This is a genomic window from Bacillus sp. N5-665 (assembly GCF_022637375.2).
Taxonomy (GTDB): domain Bacteria; phylum Bacillota; class Bacilli; order Bacillales; family Bacillaceae_G; genus Bacillus_A; species Bacillus_A wiedmannii.
In genome coordinates, this window is the sequence record NZ_CP093325.1 from 3793090 (window position 1) to 3818554 (window position 25465).

Below are 25465 nucleotides of genomic sequence, written 5' to 3' on the forward strand. Positions count from 1 at the left end.
TCTCTTATTCTATTTCTTTACTAATTCTTTCGGTGCGTGAATCCAGCTCATCATTTCACGAAGCTCTGCTCCTACTTTTTCTAACTGATGATTTTGTTCTGCTTTTTTCATCGCATTATACGTTGGTCGCCCAGCTTGATTTTCTAAAATCCACTTCTTCGCGAATTCACCTTGCTGAATTTCTGTAAGTACTCGTTTCATTTCTTTCTTCGTTTCATCTGTAACAATTCTCGACCCTGTTACATAATCTCCGAACTCTGCCGTATCGGAAATAGAATGGCGCATGTTCGTTAAACCACCTTCGTACATTAAATCAACAATTAACTTTAATTCATGTAAACATTCAAAGTATGCAATTTCAGGACGATATCCGCCTTCTGTTAATGTTTCAAAACCAGCTTTCACAAGTGCCGTTACCCCGCCGCAAAGCACTGCTTGCTCACCGAATAAATCCGTCTCTGTTTCTTCTTGGAATGTCGTTTCAATTACGCCTGCACGTGTACAGCCTACACCTTTTGCATACGCAAGAGCTAAACTTAATGCTGTTCCTGTTGCATCTTGATGTACTGCTACTAATGCCGGAACACCATTTCCTTCTTGAAATACACGCCGAACGAGATGACCTGGACTTTTTGGCGCGACCATCGCTACATCTACGTAACTTGGCGGGTTAATTTGTCCGAAGTGAATATTAAATCCATGTGAGAAAAGTAACATTTGTCCTTCACGGAGATTCTCTTCTACTTCTGCTTTATACACATGTGCTTGCTGTTCATCTGGCAATAGCATTTGTACAACTTGCGCGGTTCGAACAGCTTCTGAAACAGACATTACTTCAAATCCATCTGCTTTTGCTACTTCAAAAGACTTACCAGGTCGAACACCAACTACAACTTCCACACCAGAATTACGTAAATTTTGTGCCTGCGCATGACCTTGAGATCCATAACCAATTACCGCAATTGTTTTCCCTTGTAATAACTCTAAATTTGCATCTTTCTCATAATACGTTTTCATATTCCATACACTCCCTATAATTTATTTACTTGCAGTACATCAATTAATTTTTTCAACTGATTAACAAGTAATGTCGCTTCATTTTCAGTACAAACTGCTGTGAGTTTCATTTCAGATACACCACTAGTATCTCTTTCGTTTAAATGTAAAGAAGAAATATAATAACCACGCCGAGCAAAAATCCCACTTATACGTAATAAGACGCTTGGCTCGTTATGAATAACGAGTGAAAAAGTATGACTCATTCTTCCCACCTCTTCATAATCATTTCGTTATTCCCTTTGTTTGGCGGAACCATCGGAAATACATTTTCACCTTCTTCTACACAAAAATCAACTACGACAGGACCTTCATGAGCAAATGCTTCTAACATCACTTGTTTCGCCTCGGTTGAATTTGTCGCTCTTAATCCTTTCACTCCATAAGCTTCTGCCACTTTCACAAAATCTGGCGATCCAATTTTTGATTCTGACAAACGATTTTCATAAAACATTTCTTGCCATTGCCTTACCATCCCTAAAAATTTGTTATTTATAATAAATACTTTTACAGGGATGTTATTTTCAACAATTGTTTGTAATTCTTGAATGTTCATTTGAAAAGAAGCATCGCCTGCAATACAAATGACGAGTTCTTCTTCTTTCGCAAGCTGAGCACCAACTGCCGCCGGGAAACCAAACCCCATCGTTCCTAGTCCGCCAGATGTTAGAAAAGTCCGTGGGTTTTTCGCTTTATAAAAATGCGCAGCCCACATTTGATGCTGTCCTACTTCTGTCGTAACAATCGCTTCACCGTTCGTTAATTCACTTACTAGACTAATAACATGCTGTGGTTTTAACTCACCTTCTTTTTGATTGTAGGAAAGAGGATATTCCTCCTTCCATTCCTCTATTTTCGTAAGCCATTCATTTGTTTGTGTACGAATTGGCATATGTAACAACATGTGTAACGCTTTTTTCACATCTCCAACAATCGGATATTCCACAGTTACATTTTTATGAAACTCTGAAGGGTCTATATCAATATGTACCTTTTTCGAATGCGGAGAAAAGAGTTCTAATTTTCCTGTTACACGATCATCGAAGCGAACACCCAAAGCAAGTAGTAAATCACATTCTGTTACTGCCATGTTTGCAGCATACGTTCCATGCATGCCGAGCATTCCTAAAAATAACGAATCTCCCGGCGGATATGCACCAAGTCCCATTAAAGTGGAAACGACAGGAATACGATTTTCCCTCGCAAACTGAATAAGTTCATCAGAACCACCCGAATGAATGATCCCTCCTCCAATATAAAGAAGTGGACGTTTTGCTTCGAAAATTGCTTTAGCTACCTCTCTAAGCTTCCTACTGTCTGGCATAGGCTCTAGTTTATATCCTGGAATCTCAATTACTTCATTATAAAAACTTGTTACCTTTTCATTTTGAACATCTTTTGGAATATCAATTAATACTGGTCCCGGGCGCCCGCTTTCGGCAATGTAAAAGGCTTCTTGTACAATACGTGATAAATGATTCACATCACGAACTTGATAATTATGCTTCGTAACAGGTACTGTAATCCCGACAACATCTGCTTCTTGAAATCCGTCTTTTCCGATGAGAGGTTTTGCAACTTGCCCTGTAATAACAACTAAAGGAATCGAATCCATATAAGCATCTGCTAAACCCGTAACTAAATTTGTCGCCCCTGGTCCAGAGGTAGCAAAGACTACCCCGACCTTTCCAGAAGCTCTCGCATATCCTTCTGCCGCATGAATGGCAGCTTGTTCATGACGAGTTAAAACGTGCTTCAAACCACTTCCGTATAACGCATCGTATACTGGCAAAATCGCTCCGCCCGGATAACCGAAAACAGTCGTTACACATAATTTTTTCAAACATTGAATAACGTGTCCGGCACCTGTCACATTTTCACACTGTAACTTCTCACGTGTTGTATGCTGCTCCATTTTAATTAACTCCTCTCCCTATCTACAGTAAGCTCTCCGCCAGTCCTGGAACACGTACGCCTCTTTCTCTCGTTAACTTTTTAAATTCCTCTGTCAATTGTTTCGTTACACTTCCCGGTTTCCCATCTCCAATTTCTCTTGAATCAACTTTTACAACCGGAATTAATTCTGCTGCCGTTCCTGTTAAAAACACTTCATCAGCTACATATACGTCATGACGAGTAAACGGTCTTTCCTCACACCGAATATTAAGTCGCTCACATAGCTCGATAACACTATTTCTCGTAATACCTTCTAGCGCTCCTAAATAAGAAGGAGGTGTTAACACTTTTCCATCTTTCACAACGAAAACATTATCTCCAGATCCTTCACAAACATATCCTTGTTGATTTAACATAAGTGCCTCTAGCACTCCTGCTTGCGCCGCTTCAATTTTTACAAGTACGTTATTTAAGTAGTTCATTGACTTAATGCGTGGATCTAGTGCATCTGGCGTATTACGTCTTGATGCAACAGATACAACGCTTAATCCATTATCGTAAAATTCCTGAGGGAATAACTTTAATTGTTCTGCAATGATAATAACGCTCGGTTTCACACAACTTCTAGGGTCGAGCCCTAAGTCACCTTTTCCTCGTGAAACAATTAAACGAATGTAAGCATCCGCATACTCATTTTTCTGCAACGTTTGTAAAACCGCTTCTTCCATTTCTTCAACCTTCAATGGGATTGTAAGTAAAATAGATTTTGCCGATTCATATAATCGTTTTACATGTTCTTTTAAACAAAATACATTTCCACCGTAACTACGAATTCCTTCAAATACACCGTCTCCGTATAAAAAACCGTGATCATATACTGAAACAACTGCCTTTTCCTTTTCTACAAATTCCCCATTCATATAAATGTACTGGTTTCCCATCTCACATCGCTCCTCTTTTTTTCTCTCTATTTTTGCAATCTATTTCTATATCGATTGCTGAGATGAGTATTTTTAACAGAATATTCAGTATATAAACCTTAAAAATATACTCGTCTCAACAATCGATTACATACATACTTGTAGCAATCCATTGCTGAGACGAGGGAATCGCGGTACCACTCAGCTTCCTTACACTTCTCACGAAATATAAGCTCTGCAAGTCCAATTAGACTTTTGTTTTTCTATCGGAAACAACTCCGCTACTTTTTACTAGTTTCAAAAGTAGTGCTCCGAGGTGATCTTCAATGATGAAATTGTTACCGCCCTCACAGCTTCTAGGCGGCTCTCTGAAACAATTTTTATCATTTACTCTCCTCTTCTACGCATTCTCTTATTCGATTTTTTAAAATAAAAACTCTCGCCTCAGCAATCAACTACTACAATTTAGTAGCTTTGATTGCTGAGGCGAGAGTTTCGCGGTACCACTCAGCTTCCTTATACTTCTCGCGAAATATAAGCTTTGTAGGTCCAATTAGACCCCCGTCCTTTTACCGGAGACGATGCCGTCGCCCTCTACTCAGTTTCCCTTTCGCAAGCGATGCTCCGAGGTGATCTTCAATGATTCGATTGTTACTACTCTCACAGCCTAGGAGCAGCTCTCTGAAACGATCATAACCATCTACTTTCCTCTTCTTTGCATATGCAACATATAAAGTTAGAAAATTCTTAATTAACTTTTATTTGTTAAACGTATTATAGGACGTTGTTCTTTTCATTGTCAACATGTTTTTCCAAAAAAAAAAAAATAAAATTCAATCAATTCAAGAGAAGTCTATTTATTTTTTCTCAAAACAAAATCGGAATGAACTTCTTACACATACTCATATATTACTTAAGTATGTTCGCATTACTACATAAAAAAACAACTTAATAACATATAAAATTTTATGAGGAGATGAGAAAACTATGTTAAAAGGAAAAGTGGCATTAGTTACAGGAGCAAGCCGAGGAATTGGACGTGCTATTGCAAAACGTTTAGCAAACGACGGTGCATTAGTTGCTATTCATTACGGAAATCGAAAAGAAGATGCTGAAGAAACTGTTTATGAAATTCAATCAAATGGCGGATCTGCTTTTTCTATCGGTGCAAACCTTGAATCTTTATATGGTGTAGAAACCCTTTATAGTTCTTTAGATAGCGAATTACAAAAAAGAACTGGTAGTACTAAATTTGATATTTTAATAAACAACGCTGGAATTGGTCCTGGTGCTTTTATTGAAGAAACGACTGAACAATTTTTTGATAGAATGGTTTCAGTTAATGCAAAAGCACCATTCTTTATTATCCAACAAGCTCTATCTCGTTTACGTGACAATAGCCGAATTATTAATATTTCATCCGCTGCCACTCGTATTTCTTTACCTGATTTCGTTGCCTATAGTATGACGAAAGGCGCTATTAATACAATGACTTTCACACTAGCAAAACAGCTCGGAGCACGAGGAATAACAGTGAATGCAATACTTCCTGGATTTATTAAAACAGATATGAATGCGGAACTCTTGAGCGACCCAATGATGAAACAGTACGCTACTACCATTTCCGCTTTTAATCGCTTAGGTGAAGTAGAAGATATTGCCGATACCGCGGCATTTCTCGCTTCTCCAGACAGCCGCTGGGTTACTGGACAATTAATTGATGTTAGCGGAGGATCTTGTTTGTAATTTCTTAATCTACTTACGCAAAAAAAGCCAGCATTTTTGCTGGCCTTTTTCACTGTGTAAAACGATATCCTACTCCCCAAATTGTTTCGATATATGATTTATCGAATGGATCGAGTTCAATTTTTTGACGAATATTTTTCACATGTACAGCAACCGTTGCTGCATCACCAATTACATCCATCCCCCATACAGTTTCAAAGAGACGATCTTTACTAAATACTTGATTTGGATGTTCTGCCATACAAGTTAATAAATCAAATTCTTTTCCTGTTAACATGACCTCAGTTCCATTTACAAATACACGTCGGGCCGATTTATCAATAAACAATCCTCGAATACGAATGTCATCTTTTATTAGTTCTCGTTTTCCTGTTAAACGATCATAACGAGCTAGATGAGCATTTACACGTGCCACCATTTCACTCGGGCTAAACGGTTTTATAATATAATCATCTGCTCCAAAACCTAACCCTTTAATTTTATCGATTTCCTCTTGTTTTGCGGACACCATAAGTATTGGTATGTCCTTTTCCAATCGAACTTGTTTACAAATTTCATATCCATCTATTCCCGGTAACATTATGTCTAAAATTAACAAGTCATAATCCTCTAGAAGAACTCTTTGTAAACCTTTTTCGCCAGAGTAATCAATATCTACTGTATACCCAGCAACCTCTAAATAATCCTTTTCTAACTCTGCTATAATAGCTTCATCTTCAATAATTAAAATTCTTTTCAAGATGCTCTCCTTTTTCTAATTGATTTTTTGTAATGTAAATGCCAGCGTCGTTCCTTTACCTTTTTTGCTTTCTATCCAAATATCACCACCATGTTGTGTGATAATCTGATGTGCAATTGACAAACCAAGTCCGCTTCCACCTGTTTTAGAATTTCTAGAATGATCTGCACGATAAAACCTTTCAAATATATGAGGCAACGCCTTCTCTTCTATTCCTACCCCATTATCTTTTATGTAAATCGTTACATAATCAATAGATTCGGTCATGCGAATTCCTATATATCCTTCTTCTTTATCCATATACTTCACACTATTCCAAATGATATTTGTAATAACACGACGTAATTTTTCACGATCACCTTTTACCAAAATAGAAGTATCCTTTTGAGCATCCCATCTCACTGCAATTCCCTTATCTTGTAATTCAAGCTGTAGTTCTTCTATGCAATCAGATAAGTATTGATTAATTTCAACCTCTTCAAATTGAAACGGTTCCTCTTTTAAATCAAGTTTTGAAAAGAGAAAAAGCTCGTCAATTAATTGATCCATATCAAACACTTTATGATAAATAATCGTTAAATATTTATCTAATTGTTCTGGAGTTCGAGCGATACCCTCTTTAATTCCTTGTACATAACCTTTAATAGCCGTTATTGGCGTCCGTAAATCATGAGAAATATTTGAAAGCAACTCTTTACGATTTTTTTCATATTGCATTTGCAGCTCGACCGATTCCTTCAACCTGCCACGCATCTCTTCAAACGATAAACTTAATTCACCTATTTCATCTTTCGCAAGTGGCTTTACTTGAAAATCTAAATCACCCTTTTGAATTCTTTCCGTTGCCTGCTTTAATGAATGCAATGGTTTAATAATACTCCGTGATATAAAATATGTTAATATTCCATTCGTAATAATTAACCCAAGTATTAAAGAGAATACGAAATACGGGAAAAATTCTCTAATCATTTCTTCTAAAGGATTTACATACTCAAATACAAAAATACTTACCTTATCCTTCTCTTCATCGTAGTAATCAAATTGCTTATAGTAAAAAGAATTACCCTCTATTTTCACATCCATTCCTTTTCTTTGTCCTTCCGTTTCAAATGCGGGTAGGTATTTATCAAACGAAGAGATTTTAAAATATGGGGATGAATATGTAAGCTCATCATTTTTTCGAATTAGTAATCCTGCTTGATTATCGTTTAATTCTTTATCAGTTTCCTTTAAAAAATTTATATCCTCCAATTTATCTGGAGCATACGATGAAAGAATTTTCAACCTACTAAAAATATCATCTTCATCTTCTTTTGTACGAATAGCTCCCTCCTGCTCTTTATCAATGAGAGAATGACTATTTTGATTAAGACCAATGATTGCTTTTGCAATACGAATATCACCAAATAAAGTAACACTAATTAACATAACTGCTATACCGCAAAAAACGATTGGAATAATTACCATCGCAACATACGACAACAGCAATCTAATACGGATTGACATTACAGAACTCCTATGAACATTATAATTTTAGCTTGTTACAGAATTCACCGGAAACGAAACTTGACTCATCCAAATACCAGCTAATAATACGAGTATAGCTAGAACAATTTCTAAGAGCAATAAACGGCGATTAACTGTTCCAATATCGTTACCCCATGTTTTCGTTTGTCTCCATGCTACAATTGTAATTATACATACAGTAAGAATCTTTATATTTAAAAGGTTCGTCCATATTGAATTAAAATTAAAAAGTACCCAATTCCTTGTCTGTAAAAACACAATTAATTCCCCAGAAAGAAATGCTAGAATAAATGAAATACCAGCAATAATACTAAAATGTTTACGGAAACGCTTTTGATCAAATGTAATTTTGTATAATGTTGTCCACGCTATAACAAGAGCTAAATAAATAAGTGCTCCTAGCCACACTGCAATACTCATAACATGGACCATTCTAATTATAACTGCTGCCCAATTTGGATTAGTAATCCATACATGACCTGTGAAAGAAAAACTCGCAACAAGAAATCCCCAAACTAGCGCATACCATTCGTTCCCCATATGCTGCAAAGACATAAGAACTAATAATAGCAGTTGAATCATAATAATAACTGAAAATGGCGAATGAATAAGTAAACTCTCCTTCGGAATAATTGACTTATACACTATTAATTCGGCTATTAATCCTACTACAAGTATAGAGAAAAAAATCTTTTTCATATTCTTCATTCTTTGCAATATGGAAGGTAATCTATAACGTTTTACAAACATATCGAGCCACTTTACTCCTGCTCCAATTAAAATCATTCCCTCTACAATATAGCGTAGTGTTACTATCATAACATCTGAAAATACTGAGCCACTCCCACTCGCATTTCCCTCTACCACTACATTAGTTTGTACTTCTTCTCCAATTGAAAAGGGATAGCCTCCCTCACTCGGATGTCCGTCTGCAGAAATCATAGACCACCTTACTGTGTAAGTACCATTATTTAAGTTTGGTAATTTCACTTTTATTTTTGTTGGGTTATCTAATATTTCAACCTTTGATACTTGCACTCTCTTTGCACTTGGATCTAGCAGTTCAATATTGACTACATTTCCTGTAACTGGTTCACTAAATTCAAGAATAATCTGTTCCGGTTGTACTGTAAGAACCTCCCCCTCTTTAGGGGTGGCTCCTACAACACTTGTATGAGCAAATACACTACTATGAGAAAATAAAAATATACTTACACTTGTTAAAATAAATACTATCATTCTATAAAGCATGAAAACCTCCGTATTATTATTCTGGATGATTACCTGAGTGATCTCCGGTAGAAAATGGAGTAGTTACCCCCTCATAATTCATCATCGTATGCATCCCTTTTTCCGCATGAACGAGATGATGACAATGAACCATCCATAGTCCACTATTATTTGCCTCTAAAGCAATTTCATATTCTTCTCCCGGAAAAACATTAACTGTATCTAAGTAAATCGGACTTCCCTCCATTGGTTTACCATTTTTAGAAATAACTTGGAATGTATGTCCATGCAAATGCATTGGATGAATTTCTTCTCCCTTATTTTTAAAGCGAATCTTAACTTTATCTCCTTTCTCTACTTTAATGGGTGGAATATTAGGTGATGTCTTTCCATTAATCGTATACACCCATTTTTCTTGTCCATTTACATCTTTCACACCTTCTGCCAAATCCATATCATAGACCTTTGTAAACTTTGAATCTATCGTAAACTTGCCAACTTCTTTTTCTCCATATTTCGTAAAGTCAAACCATGGATAACTCTTTATATCAATAGGTTTTTTCGGCAAAGAACCGTTCCCAATAGTCGCCGTTAACATTCGATTCATTTTCTTAGATGGATCCACATTAATAAGTTTTACACTCGTTGTTTCCGGCATTTTAAAAACAAGGTCATAACGTTGTGCAGCTCCCATCGGAAGAATTGCTTTATCTAGCTCGTCCCCACCTTTTATATCACGACCATCTAATGCGATAATTTGAAATGGCGCCCCAACTAATGTCATTAAATGCGTATTATTCCCAGCATTAATTAAGCGAAGGCGTACTGTTTCACCTGGTTTTGCATCCAATCGTAGACCCTCACTTGTATCATTTAATGTAAATATATCGTAATCATCTCCATCAGATAAATCTTTGAGTTGATCATTACTTGGCATCATTAACGGGCCTTCTAAAGTTTGCGCCTTTTCATTTCGAATATGATTGCTAGGGTAGCTATCCCAATCTTTATCTTGTTCGCCATTATGCTTACGGGTTTTTATGGCTCCTGTTTTCCATTCATGGATCGCCACTGTATAATCCTTTTCATATTTTACAGCTGGTTTATTCGGTTCAATAACAATGGTTCCAAATAGTCCCCGTTCCGTTTGTATTGCACTTTTTTGATGTGAATGATACCAATATGTCCCTACCTGATCAGCATTAAATGCGTATGTATATGTTTCACCTGGTTTTATAGCATTTTGCGTAACACCTGGAACACCGTCTACCGCCGCAGGAACATCTAATCCATGCCAATGGATTGTAACGGGTTCTGGCAATTCATTTTTCAAATTTACAACAATACGTTCACCTTGTTTAACTCGAATTTGAGTACCCGGTGATGTTCCATCAAAGGTCCATGCATCTACCTTTTTCCCATCTCCCAAATCTAAACTTGCTACTTTCGCCGTAATATTAAAAGTTTTTGTAACCCTTTTTTTGGCATCTGAATTAGCAATAGATGTAATTGATTCTGAAGTAGATGTTGCATCTGTTAACTTCTTTTTTTCATTTGTACCTGGGTAATTATTTATTAAAAAATATCCAAAAATAACTAACCCTAATAGTAAGCATGCCGCAATCAATATATTTCTTAAATCGCTTTGTATAAATTCCTTTTTCATATTAGTCTCTCTTTCATTTTTTGTTGTAAACTATTAATTTTCATACGTGGATTCATTGCCTATCACCTCACATATTCACTTCGATTTACATCATAACACTCAGAAAAAAAGAAACTTTGAAGGAATTTTAAAGACTTTATAAAGAAATATATTTCAATTTTTCTTTACTTCTAAATCTTTTTTATTGCGTAATAAAAAAGATTGTATAATACTATATAAAACATATACATTTAGGAGGATTACAACAATGTCCGAAAAAACATACGAACTCGCAACCTTCGCAGGCGGTTGCTTTTGGTGCATGGTAAAGCCATTTGATGAACTTCCTGGTATTCATAAAGTACTTTCTGGCTATGCAGGTGGTCATGTAGAAAACCCAACATATGAACAAGTAAAAGCTGGTACATCTGGTCATTTAGAAGTTGTACAAATTACATTCGATCCTTCTATTTTTCCATATGAAAAATTACTAGATTTATATTGGCCACAAATCGATCCAACTGATGATGGCGGACAATTCTTTGACCGTGGTCCCTCTTATCGCACTGCTATTTTTTATCATAATGAAACGCAAAAAGAGCTTGCTGAAAAATCAAAACAAGCTCTTGCAGAAAGCGGTATGTTTAAAGAGCCAATCGTAACTGAAATTCGCCCGGCTGCACCTTTTTATGAGGCTGAAGAATACCATCAACATTTCTATAAAAAGAACCCAGAAAAATATGCTACTGAGCAAAAAGAATCTGGCCGTGAAGACTTTATAAAAGAAAATTGGCAAAAAAAATAATAAAAATGCATCGTACCTTTTAAGTACGATGCATTTTTATCTTTGAAAAAAGTACCATGCAATGATGAGAAAAACCGCTGTCAATGTCCAAAGTGCGATTTCATTTTTCACTCTACTCTTCTTCTTAGTCATTTCATTCCCTCCTAATAGCAATACAACATATTCAAGATTTCCTCTGTTTAATTGTCCATCTTATATACGTGAATACATCCGTACAAATTCTTATAACAAGACCACCAATGATTCCGATTGCAATTGAAATTACTAATGTCTGTCCAAAACTAAAAGTAGTTGTGTATGTTATGTAGAGAACAACGCATACAAGTAAAACATCCGGTAAAGAAAGCAAAAACTTTTTAAGCATTTCTTCAGCTCTCCTATGTCTTATTTATCTCTTCTACTGTAGCTTTGAAATAAGATTTGTTTAAAAATTCCATTTAGACCTTCATTTTACGGAAAAGAATAAGACCCCCTTTTGAAAAGGGACTCTTATGTACATGTTCTATTCCATAATTACTCCTAAAATAGAATAATATTACTAATGATTTGTTGTACATTAACTATTTGCCAGGCAATCGAATGTTGCGCCAACTACCTACATCGCATTGACCGTATGTATTATCACCTACTGCTACCACGGTGCCATCTAATTTAAGACCGACCGTATGCGCACAACCAGCTGCTACCGCTACAATATCGCGCCAATCACTTACATTACATTGACCATACTCATTCCAGCCTACTGCCACCACGGTACCGTCTGATTTAAGTCCGATTGTATGATTCGTACCAGCTGCTATTACCATAATATCTCTCCAGCTGCCTACATCGCATTGACCAAGTTTATTATTACCCACCGCCATCACTTTGCCATCCGATTTCAAACCAACAGTATGAAGGTAACCTGCGGCCAACTCCACCATTCCACGCCATCCACTTACATTGCATTGGCCATATCGATTATTCCCCACTGCCGTCACTGCGCCGTCCAATTTAAGACCGACTGTATGCCAATCACCCGCCGTGACCGCCACAATATTTCTCCAGCTACTTATATTACATTCTCCTTCTTTATTTCGCCCCACCGCTATTACCGTGCCATCCGGTTTAAGACCAATGGTACGACGCCATCCCGCCGCAACCGATACAATATTATGCCATTCGTTTACATCACATTGATCATGCTTATTCCACCCCACCGCTTCCACAGTATTATCACTTTTCAGAGCGATTGTATGAGCATTACCCGTGTTCGTCGCCATATGAACATTGCCCGCTGCGACTGCTTCAATATCACACCAACGGCTTACATTGCATTCTCCTTCTTTATTTCGCCCCACTGCCACAACTGTGCCATCCGATTTAAGAGCAACTGTATGACCACGACCTGCCGCTATCGTATCTTTAGGCCACCGTTTCACTTTTAACATTTCTTCTTTCGGTGAAATGTAATTCATGTTTTACCTCCTTGCATATAAGCAACTGTATCCAAATAGATATTTTATCTAATTTCATTATAAATGACCCGACTTTTTTTATAAATTTACAGCTATAAAAGAAGCCTATTATTACTTCTTCAAAAAATAAAAACCTCCAGTTTCAATACTAGAGGTTTTTTCTTTATTTCTTCAGTCGTTCAATAAAATCGTTCAATTTATCAAGAGATTTCATATTCTGATTACAAGCTACACCATCTTTGCAAATATAGTTTCCCTTTTTAACGAAAGTTCCTTGTACATCACCTTTAATTTCAACTAAAAACATCCCTACTTCTTCATGTCCATGACATAATGAACAAATGCTCTTTTTATTTAAACTTTGGAACGTTCCTTGCAGACCAACAAACTTATTTTTATCATTTTTCGCTATAATAAATTTCCTGCTTGACCCTTTATCAATCCAGCTTAAATAAGATAATTCTTTCATGTCCAGTTCTTCCATATCAGGAAGTTTTAATTTTTTCGCTTTAGGAAATAATTTTTTTAATGTTTGCGCTGTAACTTCCTGAAACGGAATGACATACGGATTTATTTTCATTAAAAACGATTCTGCATCTTCTCTATTTTGAACTGTTAATACCGTATCAATTAACTCTTTTTGTTCATCCGTTAAATTCTCAAATACATGTATTATCTTTTCAATCGCTAGTGATTTTAACGCTTGAATTACACCTCTATCATTTGCCGTTGCATGCCCGTTTGCTAAAATATAAGCTTGTGACTTTATAAAATTGTATTGATCACTTCTAATAAAAGCTTCCATCTTTATCACTCCATACAAATTGTTGATCTAGTGTTATTGTATACAAAGATTCAGCTTTTTGATATGTAAAAGATAACTTAGAAACGAATATTACATACATCGATTATGTTCTACCGCTTCATTTCCTGACAAAAGAAACCATCGTCTGTTTTCCATTCAGCATATAATACATCCTCAAATTTAGTAATCCCTCTTTGCTTTATTTGCTTATACAGCCATCCTTCATCAAAACCAGCTTCTCTCAAATTATCTTTCACTACTTTTCCATCACTAATTAATGAAATTGGTAAGTATACAGGCTTATGTTTTAAACTTAAATCATTTATGGTAGGAGATTCATATTTGCTCTTTTTCAGAACACTTATGTTTCCATTTGGTTCCAATATCATATATTCAACTTCTCTGATTGAAAAAATATCTTTTTGTTGTCTTAGCATTTGTTGTAATTGATTAATATCCAAATGATTCGATTTTAATTGCTCTCTGTCAATATGCCCATTACGAATGATAATAGAAGGGTATCCTTCAAAGAACTTTCTTGTCCCCCTAAATTTTTGTGTTATCACTTCTATTGCGTAAATTAACACTGTCCATACAAGTACCGCATATAAAATAGACCATACTCTCACTTCAGGGTCATATATCGTATTTCCGACTAATTCCCCAAGAACAATGGCAGAAATAAAATCAAATGGCGTTAACTGAGATATTTGTGTTTTCCCTAATATTTTAGTAGCAATTAATAAAACAAAAAAACCAACAAAAAGTTCTATCGTTATTTGCCCCAGATGATTCATAATCATTCACCTTTCTGTAATATGTAATATAACGTTTTTATTTCTATTCACATTTCTATACGATACAATTGTAATTCATTTTTTCTATTATCATGCCCATTCACACCCCGTATATCCAATACGGGCAAAGCAAAAAGAGTCTAGTTCAAAATGATAATTGAACTAGACTCTTTTGTTTTCATTTAGAATACACAATCTTTTTAATCGTTTCTCCGGAAAGAAAATACTCTTCTGCAAGTTGATGAATGGAAATTCCGCTTTTAAACGCTTCTTTAATAGCTTTGTTTCTTTCATCTAATTGTTTTCTTCCTCCAGATCGTGTACCCCATTTATAATGTTTCGTTTCTTGTTTTGGAATGTAAATTGTTTCACCTTGTATATACTTTTGAATTTCAGTAATTAAACTTTCTGGTAAAACCGTCGCGGCTTTAACGTATTTCATTTCTGCTCGCCCCTTATTTTTTATGGTTCATTTCAATAAGGTGCAAAGCCAAATATAAAAAATGATACGAGCTCATTTAGGCGATTGTATATTACTTGTCTACCTCACGCAAAGTATCGCCATTTCCATACTTGGCTTTGCATGAGACGCTGCAGTGTCTGGCAATTGAATTATAATCGCCATATAAACACCTCCTAATATACCTTTTGTATTTTATTATATGATAAATTCCTTCCCCTTGCATCCACATCCTTTTTTAAGCATGAAATTACTTAGTTTGATATAATACTTTTTAGTCCAATCAAAAAGTATAGTGAGGTTGCTTTATGAAAAAGAAAATAATCATTACAATCGTTACATTATTCATTATTACTGTAGCATTGTTCGGAACATACAAATTGATGAACGCAAGAAGTTTTCAATTGTTTGGAGATGTAACAAACCGAGTAGAAACAAATGAAAAAGTGATTGCTTTAACTTTTGATGATGGCCCTACGAACAATGTAAAACAAATATTACCGCTACTAGATACATACAATGCAAAAGCTACATTCTTTTTAATCGGAAATGAATTAGAGAAAAACTTATCGTTAGGAGAAGATATCGTACAATCTGGACACCAAATTGGAAACCATACATACTCTCATAACAGAATGGTTTTTAAAACACCTTCTTTTATTAAAGAAGAAATAGAAAAAACGAATTCATTCATCCGCCAAACAGGATTTACAGACGAAATTGATTTTAGACCACCTAACGGGAAAAAGCTAATTGGTCTGCCCTATTATTTAAATAAAAACAATATCGAAACAATCACATGGGACCTTGAACCTGATACTTTTTATAAATCTGCGGCTGATAAAATTGAATATGTTAATAAAAATGTAAAACCAGGTTCTATCATTTTACTGCACTCTATGTACGATGATTCTAATGAAAATTTACAAACGATTAAAGGTATTTTAGACTCTTTATCTAAGAAGGGCTATCAGTTCGTAACAGTAAACGAACTGCAAAAAAGAGCAAAATAAAAAGTAGCGTATCATAGAGCGATACGCTACCTTTCTTTTTAAATAATGCCAAGTACATTTAAGAATACGATAATTATCGCAATTGGTGCGATAAAGCGAAGTAAGAATAACCATAATACGAACAGTTTATAGCCTTTATTTTTACTTACACCAAGTTCTTTCATTAATACATCTTTCTTCATTTTTAAAGGAACAAAGATGGAAACTAATAAAACACCAAGTGGCATTAGTACGTTACTCACTGCATAATCCGCTAAATCAAAGATTGTCTTTCCGAAAATCTTCAGATCACTTAATATACCAAATGATAATGCTGATGGTACTCCAACAACGAAGATTAATAACCCTACGATTAAGGCCGTTTTTTCACGTTTGCCTTTACCTTTTGATGTTAACGACGCAACACTAATTTCTAGCATAGAAATAGCAGATGTAATCGTTGCGAAGAAGAACAGCAATAAGAAAATAACGAAGAACACTTTTCCGAACGCCATTTTACTGAAAATAGCAGGTAATACGATAAATAATAATCCTGGTCCTTGAGATGGTTCTAATCCAAATGCAAATACAACTGGGAAAATTGCAAGTCCTGCAAGTAATGTAATTACTAATGTTAAAGCTACGATAGAAAATGCTGAACGCGGTAAACTTTCTTCCTTCGGTAAGTATGAACTATATGTTACCATTACTGCTACACCGACCGATAATGAGAAGAACGATTGACCCATCGCATATAAAATAACTTCTGATGTTACATGTGAGAAATCAGGTTGTAAGAAGAAACGAACTCCTTCTCCCGCGCCGTCTAATGTAAGAGCACGAACAATTAATACAAAGAATAAAACGAATAGCGCTGGCATGAAATATTTATTTACTTTTTCAACACCGTTTTGTACGCCTTTACTTACGATAAAAATAGTAATAAGAATGAATAATAACTGTGCTCCTACTGCTAAATAAGGATTGGAAATGATTTCACCAAACGTAGCTTCGTATGCGCCATTTCCTTCCCATAGTCTACCTGTAATTGCATTCCATAAGTATAATAAAATCCATCCCCCTACAACACTGTAGAAAGAAAGTAATATGAAACAAGTTACAATCCCTAATTTCCCTAACCATGGCCATAATGTTTTTGGTGCGATTTCTCTATATGCATCAACAGCCTCTTTTTGTGTACTTCTTCCGATAACGAATTCAGCTAATAATAGCGGTAAACCAATTAATAATGTGAAACCGATGAAGATAAGGAAGAACGCCCCGCCTCCTCCGATGCCGGCCATATAGGGGAATTTCCAAATCGCCCCAAGGCCAATTGCTGAACCTGCTGCAGCTAATACGAAACCTAATTTCGATGTCCATTGCTGTGAATTCATTTGTTAATCTCCTCTCTGTCTCTTTTTCTTTGTTTCAGTTCAGTATTTATATTGTTCTATCAATACTCTTTTCTAATACGTTCACTTCCTCCCTAATCATAAAAAAACGCCCCTACGTAAATACGTAGGGACGACAAAAATATCGCGGTACCACCCTAGTTATGAAGATACAACAAAGTTAGGACCTAAATAAAAAACGTCCCTACGCAAATACGTAGGGACGATAAATTATCGCGGTACCACCCTAGTTATGAAGCCACAACAAAGTTAGGACCTAAATAAAAAACGTCCCTACGTAAATACGTAGGGACGATAAATATCGCGGTACCACCCTAGTTGTGAAACAATCTTCACCACTTTATTTGATAACGGTATAAACTACCGTCTTTCATTTCCTCACAATGTGAGATTTATGAAAGATGCTCCAGGACGAACTTCATGAATAATCTATATACTGATTCACACCAACCATCAGCTCTCTGAAATAGGGAGATATTCACTACTATACCCTTTCATTGCCCAAATATTATTTTCCGAATTGATTACTATCATTTTTATCACACATTAAAAATAGTGTCAACTTATATTTTGAATTTTTATGTATTACATTCTATTTAAAAAATGTAAAATATGACTTTTAAATGAATAATATTAGAATATTTATGTTCCATACTATATTAACTTCTCTAACAGGTTTATAGTAGTATACGATAAATGCAAGACAGCACGAGTAGGAGGAAAGAATTTTGTCTACTTCAAAAGTTTTAAAAGGTACTGCTTTATTAAGTGGTGCAACAATGATTTCACGTATATTAGGTTTTATATACTTCTTCCCTTTTCAACTATTAGTCGGAACACAAGGGGTCGCTTTATATGGATATGCATACTCTTGGTACGGTATTTTATTAAGCTTCTCAACAGCTGGTATTCCTATTGCCGTTTCCAAATTTGTTGCAAAGCATAATGCGCTCGGTGATTATAGTACAAGCAAAAAATTATACAACTCTAGTGTAAAATTAATGCTGTTTATGGGCTTCTTAGGATTTTTAAGTTTATTTATTGGGGCACCATACATATCACAATTTATTATTCGCTCGAAAACGCCAGACCCTCAATTTATCGCCGACGTAACACTTACGATGCGAGCATTAAGTTTCGCACTTATTATCGTACCAGCTATGAGTGTTACACGTGGTTATTTTCAAGGATTTCAGCATATGAAACCAAGTGCTGTTTCTCAAGTTGTAGAACAAATTGCACGCGTTGTTTTCATTTTAGTTGGTAGTTTTATCATTTCAAAACTATTAGGGGGTTCCGTAGCTTCTTCTGTTGCAGTTGCTACGTTTGGCGCTGTTATCGGAGCGCTTGCCAGCGTTTCGGTTTTAATGTTGTACTGGAAAAAATATAACAGATTAAAGCCTCCCGAAGGAGAATTAAAGTCAAGAGCATCCAATATTCCATTAAAAAATATTTATATGGAATTACTTCGATATGCAATCCCAATTGTATTTGTCGGTATTGCAATTCCACTCTACACGTTAGTAGATCAATATACTGTAGCTGATGTCCTTAGGGCGATGGGCGAGCCGTTAGAAACAGCGAATGCAGTTTTCGCTTATATAACGAACTACGCCCAAAAGTTAATTATGATTCCAGCTTCTCTTGCAACTGGATTCTCATTAACGATCATTCCGGCTATAACGAAATCTTATACAAGCGGGAAACTAGAAGAACTACAAGAACAAATTGCAAAGATATTTCAAGTCTTATTATTCTTCACTATCCCAGCTGCATTCGGTCTTGCTAGCATCGCTTACGATGCATTCCGTATGGTTTATGTAAATCCTGAAATTGCACTTGGTGGATCACAATATTTAATTTCTTTTGCACCTTCTGCTATATTAAGTGCGATTTTCACAGTGTCAGCAGCTATATTACAAGGAATCGATTATCAAAGAAAAACGATGATCGCTTTCTCAGTCGGTATTCTCGTTAAAGTTTTAGTAAATACACCGCTCTTACATTTATTTGGCGGACACGGTGCTGTACTTGGAACAATTCTTGGATACCTCGTTTCCAATGCTATTATGTTGTACTGCATCATTAAGTTTGCGAAATTTAAAATTGGTGAGACAGCAAAAACAGTACTTCTTATTACAATTTACTCCGCTGCAATGTCTGCTGTTGTAATTGCATTAAAAGCGATTTTAAAATGGATGATTCCTGGACAATCCTATATGGAATCACTTCTTATTGTCTTTATATGCGGCGCTGTAGGAGGGATTGTTTATCTTTTATTCGTCCTAACGAGTGGACTTGCTTCACATATTCTCGGTGATAGACTTCAACGATTACCCATACTAGGTAAATTAGTCAAATAAAAAGAAGGGAGGTAACTCATTGTTACATCCCTTCTTTTTTACTTCGCATATTGAATAAGTTTTTGTTGTTCCGCAATATGTAATTTTGGCGCATGGTGTTCTACTAAATGTAATAGCTCTTCAATTAACACTTCTAACTCCTGTACACTATACTCCGGTTTCCCTATTAACGTATTTGCCATACGCTCGTATAGATTTTCAGGCTTAATAATCATTCGTTCCACATTATGTGGCATCCATTTAAATGCCGGGTGATGTACATACATTTTATTCAAACCAAATAAGACCCCAAATATATTTCTTTGCACTTCACAAATAACATCATATAACATAAGCCAGTCTTTTCGTTTTAAAAGCGCTTCTCGATTATGCCAGCGATTACTTAACCAAAGATTTTCTGAAATCATCCGTTTCGCTAGGTCTTCTGGATATGCCACCACTCTATCTTTTAATTCATGTACTTTCTCTTCTCCATACAAACTAACACCATCATGAACGGATGATACGATACATTGTTTTTCATAACTTATATCATATTGATCCACCACATCCGAAATAACTTTCTCTACTGTTTCAGTTAAAAAGTTACTAATCTCTAATTTAATTCCCTCTTTTGTCAAATACGTTTCCGACCATTCTTCTTCCTCGTAAGGATAATATGACAAAATTGTTCCACCAATATGATTAATAGGCTCTTTACGATCCTCGTCCTCTGGTGGCATTGACCATAAAATATGTAATTCTATATCTGAATGTTCATCTTCTAGTTTTCTAGCTACTGAACCCGCTAAAATAATAGTCTCTACTTTCGGATTTCTCCTATAAATCTCCGACATTTCTATTGCTTTCTCTTTTAATCCCACTTCATTTCCCCCTATAATTGCAGTACACAGTTACCTTTTCATTTATCTATTTCGATATTATGCATTGCATTCCCTTTTCAATGTCCCACTAAATCATATTTCTATCCAATAACACTGAACAATTTCCCCAGTATGAACAGAAACTACTTCATCTTCTAACATACCGCCAACCTTTTGAATCGTTTTAGCCGAAGCGATATTAACTTTATCGCAAGTTATTAACACTTTCTGTAACCCTAACTTTTGTGCTTCATCTAATGCAAGTTGTAGTTGTTTCGTAGCGTAACCTTGACGACGTTTATTTGGATGTACACTATATCCAATATGACCACTTTCCCTCAATAATTCTGAGTTTAGTCGATGTCTAATATTCACAAAACCTATAAGTTCCCCTTTTTCAAAACTTAAAAATTGACTAGACGGTACTCGATTACCTTGTAAGTTTTCTCCTAGTTCCTGTCTACTCACTTTTTCAAACCAATTATCGAGAGAATCAAAATTTTGTAAAGAACTACTACCATGTGGTTTTTCATCCGTATGTAAAAATGCCTCCCGATACTCTATAATTTGTTCGCTATATTCATTTGCTGGTTTTAATAGTTTCATTTTCATTCTCCCCCTCTTTACAACCTAAAACAAACAGCTTAATCGTGACAATTTCACGATTAAGCTGTTTCTATCAATTTCATTCAAATAATCCCATACTCAAATAACGTTCTCCTGTATCAGGTGCAATACATAAAACTTTTTTACCTGCGCCTAGACGTTTCGCTATCATAATTGCTGCGTAAACAGATGCTCCAGACGATGGCCCAACTAATAAACCTTCTTGTCTAGCTAAGTTTCTCATTGTCGTTAAAGCCTCTTCGTCTGCAATTTGAATAATTTCGTTATACACTTCTGTATTTAAGTTTTTCGGGATAAACCCTGGACTTGTTCCTACTAGTTTATGAGGACCTGGAACACCGCCTGATAAAACGGGAGATCCTTTCGGTTCTACTACTGCAATATATAAGTTTGGTAGCTTCTCTTTTAACGTTTCCCCAGTACCTGTAATAGTTCCACCAGTTCCTGCCGTTGCTACGAATGCATCAAGCTCTCCATCCATTTGTGTATAAATTTCAAGGGCCGTCGTATAACGATGAATATTCGGGTTTGCAGGATTTTCAAATTGCTGCGGAATAAAACTATTCGGAATTTGCTTTTGCAGTTCTAACGCCTTCGCAATTGCTCCTGGCATTCTTTGTTCTGCCGGTGTTAAAACTACTTCTGCGCCGTATGCTTTCAATAAATTTATACGCTCTTTTGACATATTGTCTGGCATAATTAAAATCGCTTTATATCCTTTCGCAGCTGCATTCATCGCTAAGCCTATTCCTGTATTTCCACTTGTCGGTTCAATAATTGTATCTCCTGGTTGGATGAGACCATTCTCTTCTGCAACATGCAGTAAATTATAGGCAGCACGGTCTTTCACACTGCGTGACGGATTAAACATTTCTAGTTTCACATACACATCCGCTGCGCCTTCTGGTATAAATTTAGATAATCGGACGACAGGTGTATCTCCTATTAATTCTGTAACATTTTTACATAATTTCATAGTGCATCCCCTATTCTATCGTTTTCTTATCACTTGGTAATAACCAAGAAGTAAGTCCAATTAATGGTAGACAACTACATAGTAACATAATAAATTGTAGACTATATATGTCAGCCAATTTCCCAAGGACTACAGAACCTAAAGCGCCGAGTCCAAACGCAAGCCCTACAATTAATCCAGATACCATTCCTACTTTTCCAGGAACAAGCTCTTGCGCATAAACAACAATTACACTAAAACTACTTGAACTAATAAAACCGATACATAAAAATAGCGGTACGACCCACACGAGCGAAACGTGAGGTAATAAAAGAGCAAGTGGCGCCGAACCTATCATTGAAAATACAATAATTGTTTTCTTTCCAAATCGATCTGCTAACGGTCCCCCAAAGAAAGTTCCTAATACACCGGCAATCATAAATGCGAATACGAAATACTGGGCATTTTTTATAGATAAACCGTAATGTTCAATTAAGTAAAATTGATAAAAATTCCCGATACCAGCACCGTACCAAGAACGTACAAAAGTAAGAAAAACAAGAAGTATAATAACAAATTTAATATGTGTACTTACAATCGCATTTTCCGCCTCAAGCGCAGCCCTCTTTTTCCTTCTCACAGCGCCAGTTGCTAATTCATTCCTATACCAATTTGATACGAAAATTAATAATACAATTCCTACTGCCGCAAAAGCTGTAAAACCTAAAGAGCCAATTTGGCCGAGCGGAACGAAAATTAACGCTGTAAAAATAGGAGCTAGGGAATTCCCTGTATTTCCTCCCACTTGATAAATCGCTTGCGCTAAACCTCGTTTTGCACCGGCTGCCATATAAGCAACACGAGCACCTTCTGGATGAAAGACTGCGGAACCTAATCCGATAAATAAAACAGAAATAATAACAATAATAAAGTTCGGTGCAAACGCAAGTCCAATCATCCCAAGCATACTCGAAAACATACCGAGCGGTAATAAAAATGGTGATGGCTTCTTATCTGAATACATACCAAAAACCGGCTGCATAATCGATGACGTCATATTTAATGCAAACGCTATCCACCCTACTTGCATATAGGATAAATTCATCGTTTTTTCCAAAATAGGAAACAATGCCGGCACGACTGCTTGCATCGAGTCATTTAAAAAATGACCGAAACTAATCGCAAATAGTATTCGATATATCGTCGGTGTTTCAACAGTGTTTTTTTGCGAAACTGCCTGCATACGTGTATTTCTCCTTCCTGTACAAAATATATATTTATTACAGCAAGTGTAATAAAGTAAAACTTTAACCTCGATAAATTCTGACTTTTGAAACATTTCTATTCTATACTGGTTTCATTTATTTTTCCAGAAATATCACTTCTTACATAATATATTTTTTCTATATGTTTTATCGGATTTATTTATAGAAATTTTCTATATTTTCTTTTATACTAGGACAGAGATGAAGGGAAGGATGACAACAATGAAGAGAAAAACTAAAGGAATCGTTGCACTCTCAATCACATTATCTATGTTTTTAACAGCATGTGGTCAAAAACAAGAGGCAACAACTACCGTAGAAAAGAAAAAAGAATCTTCAAAACAAGTATTAAACATTGTAGAAGCTGGGGAAATTTCTACACTTGATTCATCTATCGCAACTGATGGGTTTTCTTACGCTGCATTAAACAACGTAATGGAAGGATTATATATGCCTGGTCCTGACAATAAACCTGTTCCTGCGGCAGCTGAATCATACAAACTGAGCGAAGACGGAAAAACATATACATTCACATTACACGATTCAAAATGGTCAAATGGTGATCCAGTGACTGCTCATGATTTTGAATATGCATGGAAACGTGCTATAAATCCAGAAACTGCTTCTGAATACGCACATATTATGTTCGATATTAAAAACGCTGAAAAAATAAATAAAAAAGAATTACCAATTGATTCATTTGGTGTAAAGGCGATTGATAATAAAACGCTTGAAGTACAGTTAGAACACCCCGTTCCATACTTTTTAGGGTTAATGGGATTTGCAACATTTTATCCTCAAAACAAAAAGGTTGTAGAAGCACAAGGGAAAAATTACGGACTTGAAGCTGCAAATGTAGTTTATAACGGGCCGTTTCAATTAAGTGAATGGAAACATGATACAAGTTATAAAATGACAAAAAACCCGAACTACTGGGATAATAAAAATGTGAAGTTAAGTGAAATTAATGTAAATATCGTAAAAGATACTTCCACAGCCGTGAATTTATTTGAAAGCAAACAAGTAGACCGAATTACGATTAATTCAGAGTTTGTTGATAAATATCAAAAAGATCCGAGCTTAAAGAAAATGGAACGTCCTTCTATGACATTTTTCCGATTTAGCCAAAAGAATCCTTTATTAGCAAACAAAAACGCTCGAAAAGCTATTTCGCTCGCTTTTGATAAACAAGGAATCGCAACAACGATTTTAAATAATGGTTCTATACCTGCGAATGCATTCGTTCCGAAAGGATTCGTAAAAGGACCTGATAATAAAGATTTTCGCAGTACAAGTAATGTAAAAGTAGAAACAAATGTGAAAGAAGCTAAAACACTATGGGAAACTGCGAAAAAAGAAACAAATTTACAAAATGCTTCTCTTTCAATCATAACAACTGATGAGTCTAACGATAAAAAAATTAGCGAGTTTTTAAAAGGTGAATTGGAGAAAAACTTACCTGGCTTAAAAATCACATTACAGCCCCTTCCAGTAAAAGCATTTTTAGATCGTGAAGGAAATGGTGACTATGAAATTTCACTTTCTACATGGGGACCAGATTATCCTGATCCTACAACATTTTTAAATATGTTTGTCACTGACGGACCGTTTAATAAGATGAGCTATTCAAACAAACAATACGACGAATTAATTGAGAAAACGAGCTCTACTTTAGCAACTGATTTACCAACACGTTGGAAAGCGTTCCAAGATGCAGAGAAAATTTTACTGGAAGATGATGCAACTATCGCTCCAATCTTCCAATCAGGCCTGGTATATTTAGAACGTCCAACAGTAAAAGATGTTGTCATTCGTCCATTTGCAGGAATTTATTCTTATAAGTGGGCCTCTATTACAGAATAAGAAAAAGGCGATCCTAACATATATTAGGATCGCCTTTTT

23 protein-coding genes and 3 other annotated features are annotated in these 25465 nt (G+C 35.7%); of the genes, 5 read left to right on the forward strand and 18 right to left on the reverse strand.

Features of this window, described 5'->3' with window-relative positions:
- Positions 1-9 precede the first annotated feature (9 nt).
- Genes MNO09_RS21985 through ilvE form a run of 4 tightly spaced genes read right to left on the reverse strand, consistent with a single transcriptional unit; the run spans position 10 to position 3893 of the window.
- Positions 10-1017, reverse strand: a complete 1008-nt coding sequence (locus MNO09_RS21985; protein ID WP_000861121.1) for a ketol-acid reductoisomerase — start codon at positions 1015-1017, stop codon at positions 10-12.
- 14 nt (positions 1018-1031) lie between these two features.
- A complete protein-coding gene (locus MNO09_RS21990; RefSeq protein ID WP_000019915.1) occupies positions 1032-1262 on the reverse strand; it encodes an ACT domain-containing protein in 231 nt (76 codons plus the stop codon).
- On the reverse strand, positions 1259-2971 hold the full coding sequence (gene ilvB / locus MNO09_RS21995) for an acetolactate synthase large subunit (RefSeq protein WP_000434920.1): 1713 nt from the start codon (positions 2969-2971) through the stop codon (positions 1259-1261). Before ilvB ends, MNO09_RS21990 begins: the two co-directional genes overlap by 4 nt.
- 22 nt (positions 2972-2993) lie before the next feature.
- Complete coding sequence (gene ilvE, locus MNO09_RS22000; protein WP_000528128.1) at positions 2994-3893, reverse strand: branched-chain-amino-acid transaminase; 900 nt, start codon at positions 3891-3893, stop codon at positions 2994-2996.
- Positions 3894-4045: 152 nt separating this feature from the next.
- Positions 4046-4284: a binding site (T-box leader), on the reverse strand.
- A 67-nt stretch (positions 4285-4351) separates the two neighbouring features.
- Positions 4352-4597, reverse strand: a binding site (T-box leader).
- 262 nt (positions 4598-4859) lie between these two features.
- On the opposite strand from ilvE, the gene MNO09_RS22005 reads away from it, so the two are divergent.
- The gene (locus MNO09_RS22005; protein ID WP_000911794.1) at positions 4860-5618 is read left to right on the forward strand and encodes an SDR family oxidoreductase; all 759 of its coding nucleotides are present in this window, start codon (positions 4860-4862) and stop codon (positions 5616-5618) included.
- A gap of 49 nt (positions 5619-5667) precedes the next feature.
- Here the strand turns inward: MNO09_RS22005 and MNO09_RS22010 are convergent, their stop codons facing one another.
- From MNO09_RS22010 to MNO09_RS22025, 4 genes are read right to left on the reverse strand one after another with little or no spacing between them, the layout of a single operon-like run.
- A complete protein-coding gene (locus tag MNO09_RS22010; protein WP_088107029.1) occupies positions 5668-6357 on the reverse strand; it encodes a response regulator transcription factor in 690 nt (229 codons plus the stop codon).
- Positions 6358-6372: 15 nt separating this feature from the next.
- Positions 6373-7863, reverse strand: coding sequence for a sensor histidine kinase (locus tag MNO09_RS22015; RefSeq protein WP_000027744.1), 1491 nt, complete (start codon positions 7861-7863; stop codon positions 6373-6375).
- Between the two features lie 27 nt (positions 7864-7890).
- Positions 7891-9135 (reverse strand): copper resistance CopC/CopD family protein, encoded by a 1245-nt coding sequence (locus MNO09_RS22020; protein ID WP_000966896.1) that lies wholly within the window; start codon positions 9133-9135, stop codon positions 7891-7893.
- Positions 9136-9151: 16 nt separating this feature from the next.
- Positions 9152-10780: a multicopper oxidase family protein gene (locus MNO09_RS22025; RefSeq protein WP_000711351.1), complete on the reverse strand. Its 1629-nt coding sequence runs from the start codon at positions 10778-10780 to the stop codon at positions 9152-9154.
- A gap of 247 nt (positions 10781-11027) precedes the next feature.
- Between MNO09_RS22025 and msrA the strand changes: the two genes are divergently transcribed.
- On the forward strand, positions 11028-11564 hold the full coding sequence (msrA, locus tag MNO09_RS22030) for a peptide-methionine (S)-S-oxide reductase MsrA (RefSeq protein ID WP_001291868.1): 537 nt from the start codon (positions 11028-11030) through the stop codon (positions 11562-11564).
- A gap of 163 nt (positions 11565-11727) precedes the next feature.
- Here msrA and MNO09_RS22035 read toward each other — a convergent pair whose 3' ends face one another.
- The 5 genes from MNO09_RS22035 to MNO09_RS22055 form a co-directional block, all read right to left on the reverse strand.
- Positions 11728-11928: a hypothetical protein gene (locus MNO09_RS22035; protein ID WP_000913390.1), complete on the reverse strand. Its 201-nt coding sequence runs from the start codon at positions 11926-11928 to the stop codon at positions 11728-11730.
- Between the two features lie 196 nt (positions 11929-12124).
- Positions 12125-13021, reverse strand: coding sequence for an RCC1 domain-containing protein (locus tag MNO09_RS22040; protein ID WP_001106801.1), 897 nt, complete (start codon positions 13019-13021; stop codon positions 12125-12127).
- A 163-nt stretch (positions 13022-13184) separates the two neighbouring features.
- Positions 13185-13826: a FusB/FusC family EF-G-binding protein gene (locus MNO09_RS22045; RefSeq protein WP_000387068.1), complete on the reverse strand. Its 642-nt coding sequence runs from the start codon at positions 13824-13826 to the stop codon at positions 13185-13187.
- Between the two features lie 110 nt (positions 13827-13936).
- Positions 13937-14623 carry a DUF421 domain-containing protein gene (locus tag MNO09_RS22050; RefSeq protein ID WP_001015973.1) on the reverse strand — a complete coding sequence of 229 codons (687 nt, stop codon included), beginning with the start codon at positions 14621-14623 and terminating at the stop codon, positions 13937-13939.
- 178 nt (positions 14624-14801) lie between these two features.
- Positions 14802-15065, reverse strand: a complete 264-nt coding sequence (locus MNO09_RS22055; protein ID WP_000878310.1) for a CD3324 family protein — start codon at positions 15063-15065, stop codon at positions 14802-14804.
- A 326-nt stretch (positions 15066-15391) separates the two neighbouring features.
- Here MNO09_RS22055 and MNO09_RS22060 point away from each other — a divergent pair, with 326 nt between their 5' ends.
- Positions 15392-16096, forward strand: a complete 705-nt coding sequence (locus tag MNO09_RS22060; RefSeq protein ID WP_000726878.1) for a polysaccharide deacetylase family protein — start codon at positions 15392-15394, stop codon at positions 16094-16096.
- A gap of 38 nt (positions 16097-16134) precedes the next feature.
- Here MNO09_RS22060 and MNO09_RS22065 read toward each other — a convergent pair whose 3' ends face one another.
- Positions 16135-17472, reverse strand: coding sequence for a sodium-dependent transporter (locus tag MNO09_RS22065; protein WP_001088179.1), 1338 nt, complete (start codon positions 17470-17472; stop codon positions 16135-16137).
- Between the two features lie 302 nt (positions 17473-17774).
- Positions 17775-17997, reverse strand: a binding site (T-box leader).
- A 221-nt stretch (positions 17998-18218) separates the two neighbouring features.
- Between MNO09_RS22065 and MNO09_RS22070 the strand changes: the two genes are divergently transcribed.
- Positions 18219-19853, forward strand: coding sequence for a putative polysaccharide biosynthesis protein (locus MNO09_RS22070; protein ID WP_088107028.1), 1635 nt, complete (start codon positions 18219-18221; stop codon positions 19851-19853).
- A 38-nt stretch (positions 19854-19891) separates the two neighbouring features.
- On the opposite strand, the gene MNO09_RS22075 is transcribed toward MNO09_RS22070, so the two are convergent.
- The 4 genes from MNO09_RS22075 to MNO09_RS22090 all read right to left on the reverse strand — a co-directional run bounded on the left by MNO09_RS22075 (position 19892) and on the right by MNO09_RS22090 (position 23541).
- Positions 19892-20716, reverse strand: coding sequence for a DUF4037 domain-containing protein (locus tag MNO09_RS22075; protein ID WP_088107027.1), 825 nt, complete (start codon positions 20714-20716; stop codon positions 19892-19894).
- A 93-nt stretch (positions 20717-20809) separates the two neighbouring features.
- Positions 20810-21322, reverse strand: coding sequence for a GNAT family N-acetyltransferase (locus MNO09_RS22080; RefSeq protein ID WP_078183407.1), 513 nt, complete (start codon positions 21320-21322; stop codon positions 20810-20812).
- Positions 21323-21401: 79 nt separating this feature from the next.
- Positions 21402-22319 carry a cysteine synthase A gene (gene cysK / locus MNO09_RS22085; RefSeq protein ID WP_078183408.1) on the reverse strand — a complete coding sequence of 306 codons (918 nt, stop codon included), beginning with the start codon at positions 22317-22319 and terminating at the stop codon, positions 21402-21404.
- A 10-nt stretch (positions 22320-22329) separates the two neighbouring features.
- Positions 22330-23541, reverse strand: coding sequence for an MFS transporter (locus MNO09_RS22090; protein ID WP_001149418.1), 1212 nt, complete (start codon positions 23539-23541; stop codon positions 22330-22332).
- A 244-nt stretch (positions 23542-23785) separates the two neighbouring features.
- Between MNO09_RS22090 and MNO09_RS22095 the strand changes: the two genes are divergently transcribed.
- Entirely contained in the window at positions 23786-25426 is a 1641-nt protein-coding gene (locus MNO09_RS22095) for a peptide ABC transporter substrate-binding protein (RefSeq protein ID WP_000824203.1), read from the forward strand.
- Positions 25427-25465: the final 39 nt, after the last annotated feature.

What these genes read in the sequence shown, in the direction of transcription:
- MNO09_RS22090 (WP_001149418.1), bottom strand. Translation starts at nt 23,541, where the DNA reads ATGCAGGCAGTTTCGCAAAAAAACACTGTTGAAACACCGACGATATAT.
- MNO09_RS22055 (WP_000878310.1), bottom strand. Translation starts at nt 15,065, where the DNA reads ATGAAATACGTTAAAGCCGCGACGGTTTTACCAGAAAGTTTAATTACT.
- MNO09_RS22095 (WP_000824203.1), top strand. Translation starts at nt 23,786, where the DNA reads ATGAAGAGAAAAACTAAAGGAATCGTTGCACTCTCAATCACATTATCT.
- MNO09_RS21990 (WP_000019915.1), bottom strand. Translation starts at nt 1,262, where the DNA reads ATGAGTCATACTTTTTCACTCGTTATTCATAACGAGCCAAGCGTCTTA.
- ilvE (WP_000528128.1), bottom strand. Translation starts at nt 3,893, where the DNA reads ATGGGAAACCAGTACATTTATATGAATGGGGAATTTGTAGAAAAGGAA.
- MNO09_RS22060 (WP_000726878.1), top strand. Translation starts at nt 15,392, where the DNA reads ATGAAAAAGAAAATAATCATTACAATCGTTACATTATTCATTATTACT.
- MNO09_RS22020 (WP_000966896.1), bottom strand. Translation starts at nt 9,135, where the DNA reads ATGCTTTATAGAATGATAGTATTTATTTTAACAAGTGTAAGTATATTT.
- MNO09_RS22025 (WP_000711351.1), bottom strand. Translation starts at nt 10,780, where the DNA reads ATGAAAAAGGAATTTATACAAAGCGATTTAAGAAATATATTGATTGCG.
- MNO09_RS22045 (WP_000387068.1), bottom strand. Translation starts at nt 13,826, where the DNA reads ATGGAAGCTTTTATTAGAAGTGATCAATACAATTTTATAAAGTCACAA.
- MNO09_RS22040 (WP_001106801.1), bottom strand. Translation starts at nt 13,021, where the DNA reads ATGAATTACATTTCACCGAAAGAAGAAATGTTAAAAGTGAAACGGTGG.
- ilvB (WP_000434920.1), bottom strand. Translation starts at nt 2,971, where the DNA reads ATGGAGCAGCATACAACACGTGAGAAGTTACAGTGTGAAAATGTGACA.
- cysK (WP_078183408.1), bottom strand. Translation starts at nt 22,319, where the DNA reads ATGAAATTATGTAAAAATGTTACAGAATTAATAGGAGATACACCTGTC.
- MNO09_RS22005 (WP_000911794.1), top strand. Translation starts at nt 4,860, where the DNA reads ATGTTAAAAGGAAAAGTGGCATTAGTTACAGGAGCAAGCCGAGGAATT.
- MNO09_RS22035 (WP_000913390.1), bottom strand. Translation starts at nt 11,928, where the DNA reads ATGCTTAAAAAGTTTTTGCTTTCTTTACCGGATGTTTTACTTGTATGC.
- MNO09_RS22065 (WP_001088179.1), bottom strand. Translation starts at nt 17,472, where the DNA reads ATGAATTCACAGCAATGGACATCGAAATTAGGTTTCGTATTAGCTGCA.
- MNO09_RS22050 (WP_001015973.1), bottom strand. Translation starts at nt 14,623, where the DNA reads ATGAATCATCTGGGGCAAATAACGATAGAACTTTTTGTTGGTTTTTTT.
- MNO09_RS21985 (WP_000861121.1), bottom strand. Translation starts at nt 1,017, where the DNA reads ATGAAAACGTATTATGAGAAAGATGCAAATTTAGAGTTATTACAAGGG.
- MNO09_RS22080 (WP_078183407.1), bottom strand. Translation starts at nt 21,322, where the DNA reads ATGAAACTATTAAAACCAGCAAATGAATATAGCGAACAAATTATAGAG.
- MNO09_RS22015 (WP_000027744.1), bottom strand. Translation starts at nt 7,863, where the DNA reads ATGTCAATCCGTATTAGATTGCTGTTGTCGTATGTTGCGATGGTAATT.
- msrA (WP_001291868.1), top strand. Translation starts at nt 11,028, where the DNA reads ATGTCCGAAAAAACATACGAACTCGCAACCTTCGCAGGCGGTTGCTTT.